The following is a 6,159-nucleotide window of genomic DNA, read 5'->3' on the forward strand; positions in this document are numbered from 1 at the left end:
TATATAATTCCTATATATATAGTAATTGTTACTATCTTTACTTTTATTTAGGATTAATATAATGACTGTAAGAAAATTGGTTTTAATACGTCATGGCGAAAGCCAGTGGAATTATGAAAATCGTTTCACAGGATGGACTGATATTGATCTATCAGATAAAGGTAGCAGCGAAGCAAAACAGGCTGGAGAAGTACTAAAAGAAGAAGGATTTATCTTCGACTTTGCGTACACATCAGTACTAAAACGTGCTATTCACACCTTATGGTATGTACTAGATGAATTAGATCAAGCCTGGCTGCCGGTAGAAAAATCTTGGCGCCTTAATGAGCGCCATTATGGCGCCTTACAGGGTCTAAGCAAAGCTGAAATGGCGGTAAAATATGGTGAGGAACAGGTAAAAGAGTGGCGACGCGGTTTTGCCGTTACCCCGCCAGAACTAACCAGGGATGATAAACGGTTTCCAGGCTATGACACACGTTACGCTCAGTTGAACGCTTATGAACTGCCTACTACTGAAAGTTTAGCTATGACTATTAATCGTATCCTTCCTTATTGGAAGGGGGCTATTTTACCGTGCATAAAGAAAGGTGAGCGAGTTATTATAGCAGCACATGGTAATACTATCAGGTCAATAATGACATTCTTAGATAATCTAAGTGAAACAGAAATTATTCAACTTAATATCCCAACTGGAGTGCCACTCATATATGAATTTAATGATAATATAACACCTATTAAGCATTATTACTTAGGTAACGCTGACGAAGTAGCAGCTAAAGTTGCTTTTATGGCTCAATAATCAATTATTAACATGAATAAAATTTTTAACTTTAGTTCCGGACCGGCGATCTTGCCAGCTGAAGTACTACGACATGCACAGCAGGAACTGTGCAATTGGCATGGATTAGGGACATCTATTATGGAAATTAGCCATCGTAGCAAAGAATTTCTTCAGGTAGCGCAGGAATTAGAACAAGATCTGCGTGAGTTACTGAAAGTACCTAACAACTATAAGGTATTGTTTTGCCATGGGGGCGCTCGCGCACAATTCGCAGCGATACCAATGAACCTGCTGGGCGAAGCGAAAACAGCGGACTATATTTACTACGGCTACTGGGCTCATAGTGCGGCCAAAGAAGCACAGAAATATTGCAGCCCTCTGATTATGAATATTACTACTAATATAAATAATCAGAGAGGTATCAAACCAATGAGAGAATGGTCTCTGTCTACCAATAGCGCTTATGTGCACTATTGCCCGAATGAAACTATTGACGGACTGGCAATTGATGAGTTACCTAATTTTGGCGATAAAATTGTGGTAGCTGATTTCTCCTCCACTATTTTATCACGTCCACTGGACGTTAGCAGGTTCGGCGTCATTTACGCAAGTGGGCAAAAAAATCTGGGTCCTGCTGGCATCACATTAGTAATAGTTCGCGACGATCTACTAGATCGTACTAGTAACAAACTACCGTCTATTCTTAATTATAAAATATTAACTAACAATCAATCTATGTTTAATACTCCCCCTACTTTTGTTTGGTATCTCTCCGGTCTGGTGTTGAAATGGTTGAAAGTTCAAGGTGGACCTAGTGAAATGGAAAAACGCAATCAAGCTAAAGCAGACCTACTATATCGCACCATAGACGACAGCGAATTTTACTCCAACAGTGTTCTCCCCGCGAATCGTTCTTGCATGAATGTGCCGTTTCAACTAGCAAATAGCGCCCTAGAAGAACTGTTTCTTGAAGAATCTATAGATGCCGGACTACATGCTCTAAAAGGACACCGTGTGGTAGGTGGTATGCGAGCTTCGTTATACAATGCTATGCCGCTAGAAGGCGTGCAAACTTTGGTGAAATTTATGCAAAGCTTCGCCCACCGCCATGGCTGAACTAAGTAAGTAACCTACTCGGATGATAGATGATAACTGTTTCGTTTCTGTAGCGAGCAAGCTATTAACATGCAAGAATTACTGACCCTACAACCTATCGTACGAGTTAATGGTACCATTTCTCTACCTGGATCTAAAAGTATCTCTAACCGAGCATTGTTGTTAGCTGCCCAGGCTTTTGGTACAACTTACTTGATTAATTTGCTTGATAGTGACGACGTACGTTACATGCTAAATGCTTTGAGTAAGCTAGGCGTTAACTATCGCTTATCAGCCGATCGCAGGTACTGTGAAATAGACGGCATTGGCAGTCCGCTACGCGCCGATACCGCGCTGTCGTTATTCCTCGGTAACGCTGGTACGGCCCTGCGTTTACTAGCTGCTACGCTATGCTTACAAGATAAGGAAATTACTATTACCGGTGATCAACGTATGAAAGAGCGACCGATTGGACCTTTGGTAGACGCGTTACGTCAAGGTGGTGCCGAAATATATTATCTCGAGCATGAGAATTATCCACCTTTACTTTTACGAGGCGGTTTTAGTCGTGGAGACATAACAATAGACGGTAGTCTATCCAGCCAATTTCTCACAGCATTACTAATGATGGCACCGCTAGCATCGCAGGATAGATATATTCATATTAAGGGAACATTGGTCTCTAAACCTTATATAGATATCACCTTAGCTCTTATGAAAAGTTTTGGTATTGTGGTACAGCACGATCAATATCAGATTTTTTATATCAATGGCGGTAGCCAATACCGTTCTCCAGGTAATTATCTAGTGGAAGGTGATGCTTCTAGTGCATCTTATTTTCTAGCAGCAGCAGCAATCCGCGGGGGTACAGTACGAGTTACCGGGATCGGTCGCCATAGCGTACAAGGAGACATTCATTTTGCCGATGTGCTGGCTAAGATGGGAGCTACTATTCGTTGGGGGGATAATTACATTGAATGTACTCGAGGTACGCTGAATGCTATCGATATGGACATGAACGCAATCCCCGACGCTGCGATGACAATAGCTACCACTGCATTATTTACTAATGGAAGAACCACAACGTTGCGTAATATTTATAACTGGCGTATTAAAGAGACAAACAGGTTGGTGGCAATGGCTACCGAGCTACGCAAAGTAGGAGCAACAGTGGTAGAGGGGAAGGATTACTTATCGATATCGATAAAATCTCCAGCTATGTTAAAAACAGCCAATATTTATACTTACGATGATCATCGTATTGCCATGTGTTTCGCGCTGGTAGCACTATCTCATATACCAATTACTATTATTAATCCCAAATGTACCCATAAAACCTTCCCTGATTTTTTTGAACAGCTGAGAGCCATCTCTATGACAAAGTTATAACTTTGATTATAGCAATTTACTCTCTTATACATAAGAAGATTAAAAATATCATGACAATGATAGTACCGGTCATCACCGTAGACGGACCTAGTGGTTCTGGAAAAGGAATCTTATGCCAAGTTCTAGCAGAAAGATTACAGTGGAATTTACTTGATTCTGGTGCCATTTATCGGGTGTTAGCGCTAGCTGCGCTACACCATCAGATCTTTCTCGATGAAGAAGCGCTGGTGCCGTTAGCCGTACACCTAGATGTACGTTTTATGGTCAAAAATGGGCAATTGAGCGTGGTACTGGAAGGAAAAGATATGAGCCAGGCAATTCGTAACGAGACGGTCGGTAATACGGCATCCCAAATTGCCGCTTTTCCACGAGCGCGCGAAGCATTGCTGTATCGGCAGCGCGCGTTCCGCGTGGCTCCAGGATTAATAGCCGATGGGCGTGATATGGGCACAGTGATCTTTCCAGATGCGTTAGTTAAAATATTTCTCGAGGCATCGGCAGAAGAAAGAGCGCGCCGCCGCATGCGGCAGTTGCAGGAAAAAGGCTTTAGTGTTAACTTTGAGCACCTTTTATCTTCGATAAAAGAACGGGACGAACGTGATCGAAATCGTACTGTTGCTCCTCTAGAGCCAGCTGTTGATGCGTTTGTGCTTGACTCCACTAAGCTGACTATTGACGCAGTGATAGCCAGAGTTATCGGGCATGTCAAGAAAAATTTAGCATTGTCATGACGACTAGACAGTGTCATTTTAATTACCCTGTTGCAAGATAAGTAACAGGGCGTGTATAGCAACCCCATCAAGTAGGATGGACGTTAATAAAAAAATTTGAAGATTATCAAATATGACAAAATCTTTTGCTCAACTCTTTGAAGAATCTCTGAAAAACATCGCTACCCGTCCGGGTTCCATCGTTCGCGGTACTGTAGTTTCTATTGCCAAAGACGTGGTTCTAGTTGATGCTGGCTTAAAATCGGAATCCGCTATTCCTATAGCGCAATTTTGTAATGCCCAGGGAGAACTAGAAATAGAAGTTAATGATCAGGTTGATGTAGCGCTGGATGCAGTAGAAGATGGTTTTGGAGAAACTCTGCTCTCACGTGAAAAAGCCAAGCGCCACGAAGCCTGGTTGATGCTAGAAAGAGCTTATGAAGAAGCTACAACCGTTATCGGAATAATAAATAGTAAAGTTAAGGGTGGTTTTACCGTTGAATTAAATGGTATTCGTGCTTTCTTGCCTGGTTCTTTAGTTGACATGCGTCCTGTTCGTGACACACTACATCTAGAAGGCAAAGAACTGGAGTTTAAAGTCATCAAGCTCGATCAAAAACGTAATAATGTCGTGGTTTCACGTCGTGCTGTTATTGAGTCTGAAAACAGCTTCGAACGAGATCAGCTGCTGGAAAACATGCAGGAGGGTATGGAAGCTAAAGGTATCGTGAAGAATCTTACCGATTACGGCGCATTTGTTGATCTAGGTGGTGTAGACGGGCTACTACATATTACTGATATGGCCTGGAAGCGTGTTAAGCACCCTAGCGAAATCGTTAATGTAGGGGATGAAATTATCGTTAAAGTATTAAAATTTGATCGAGAGCGCACCCGTGTCTCTCTTGGTTTAAAACAATTAGGGCAAGATCCGTGGATTGCTATTGCTAAGCGTTACCCGGAAGGTTCTCGTCTGGCAGGACGCGTAACTAACCTTACCGATTATGGCTGCTTCGTAGAAATAGAAGCAGGTGTTGAAGGACTAGTGCACGTATCAGAAATAGACTGGACTAACAAAAACATCCATCCGTCTAAAGTCGTTAACGTAAACGATATAGTCGAAATTATGGTACTTGATGTCGACGAAGAACGTCGTCGTATTTCCCTAGGATTGAAGCAGTGCCAAGCTAATCCTTGGCAAAAGTTCGCGGAAACCTATAATAAAGGTGACCGCGTTGAAGGAAAAATAAAATCTATTACTGACTTCGGTATTTTCATTGGTCTCGAAGGAGGTATCGATGGTCTAGTTCATTTGTCCGACATCTTCTGGAATGTATCTGGTGAAGAAGCAGCGCGGGAGTATAAAAAAGGCGACGAAATAGCTGCGGTAGTTTTGCAGGTTGACGCTGAGCGCGAGCGGATCTCTTTAGGGATTAAGCAGTTAGATGAAGATCCTTTTAATAACTACTTATCTTTGAACAAGAAGGGTACTATTGTTACTGGTAAAGTGACAGCCGTGGATGCCAAAGGCGCTACAGTTGAATTAGCAAGCGGCGTTGAAGGTTATTTGTGTCTTTCGGAAGCTGATCGTAGAGAAGACGCAACATTGTTACTAAATGTCGGCGACAACCTGGAAGCTAAATTTACCGGTATTGATCGAAAAAACCGCGTTATTAACTTATCAGTTCGCGCTAAAGACGAAGTTGATGATAAAAAGATGATAAATAATAAGCAGGAAGGAAGTAATTTCTCTAATGCTATGGTTGAAGCTTTCAAAGCCGCTACGAAAAACTAGTACAACGAACTAGCGAGATAGCAGAAGATCACACTAATTTTGAGCCGTATAATTAATGACCAAGTCAGAACTAATTGAGAGGCTTGCTGGCAAACATCTCCAAACCAAATTAGTTGAGGAGGCAGTGAAAGAGATGCTAGAACATATGGCAACAACACTAGCCAGCGGTGAGCGCATTGAAATACGTGGTTTCGGCAGTTTTTCTATTCGCTACCGTGCCCAGCGTATCGGACGTAATCCCAAAACAGGAGAGAAAGTAGAACTAGAAGGTAAATATGTTCCCTACTTTAAACCTGGTAAAGAATTACGCGATCGTGCTAACGTTAAACTTTTTAAGTTAAGATAAAATAGACTATCTATCCACTGACGAGGTTGTTTAACTAGGTTAAGAC

General features: G+C 42.0%; 6 protein-coding genes. All 6 read left to right on the forward strand.

The window, feature by feature from the left end:
• Nucleotides 1-61 precede the first annotated feature (61 nt).
• The 6 genes from gpmA to ihfB all read left to right on the forward strand — a co-directional run bounded on the left by gpmA (nucleotide 62) and on the right by ihfB (nucleotide 6,113).
• On the forward strand, nucleotides 62-799 hold the full coding sequence (gpmA, locus tag CEX73_RS01495) for a 2,3-diphosphoglycerate-dependent phosphoglycerate mutase (RefSeq protein WP_101626843.1): 738 nt from the start codon (nucleotides 62-64) through the stop codon (nucleotides 797-799).
• A gap of 12 nt (nucleotides 800-811) precedes the next feature.
• The gene (gene serC / locus CEX73_RS01500; RefSeq protein WP_101626844.1) at nucleotides 812-1,897 is read left to right on the forward strand and encodes a 3-phosphoserine/phosphohydroxythreonine transaminase; all 1,086 of its coding nucleotides are present in this window, start codon (nucleotides 812-814) and stop codon (nucleotides 1,895-1,897) included.
• A gap of 69 nt (nucleotides 1,898-1,966) precedes the next feature.
• The gene (gene aroA / locus CEX73_RS01505) at nucleotides 1,967-3,265 is read left to right on the forward strand and encodes a 3-phosphoshikimate 1-carboxyvinyltransferase (RefSeq protein ID WP_101626845.1); all 1,299 of its coding nucleotides are present in this window, start codon (nucleotides 1,967-1,969) and stop codon (nucleotides 3,263-3,265) included.
• A 50-nt stretch (nucleotides 3,266-3,315) separates the two neighbouring features.
• Nucleotides 3,316-3,996, forward strand: coding sequence for a (d)CMP kinase (gene cmk, locus CEX73_RS01510; RefSeq protein ID WP_101626846.1), 681 nt, complete (start codon nucleotides 3,316-3,318; stop codon nucleotides 3,994-3,996).
• 112 nt (nucleotides 3,997-4,108) lie between these two features.
• Nucleotides 4,109-5,767 carry a 30S ribosomal protein S1 gene (gene rpsA, locus CEX73_RS01515; RefSeq protein WP_101626847.1) on the forward strand — a complete coding sequence of 553 codons (1,659 nt, stop codon included), beginning with the start codon at nucleotides 4,109-4,111 and terminating at the stop codon, nucleotides 5,765-5,767.
• Between the two features lie 55 nt (nucleotides 5,768-5,822).
• On the forward strand, nucleotides 5,823-6,113 hold the full coding sequence (gene ihfB, locus CEX73_RS01520) for an integration host factor subunit beta (protein WP_101626848.1): 291 nt from the start codon (nucleotides 5,823-5,825) through the stop codon (nucleotides 6,111-6,113).
• Nucleotides 6,114-6,159: the final 46 nt, after the last annotated feature.

Origin of the sequence: Candidatus Palibaumannia cicadellinicola, assembly GCF_002855795.1 — a bacterium.
Lineage (GTDB): Bacteria > Pseudomonadota > Gammaproteobacteria > Enterobacterales > Enterobacteriaceae > Baumannia > Baumannia cicadellinicola_C.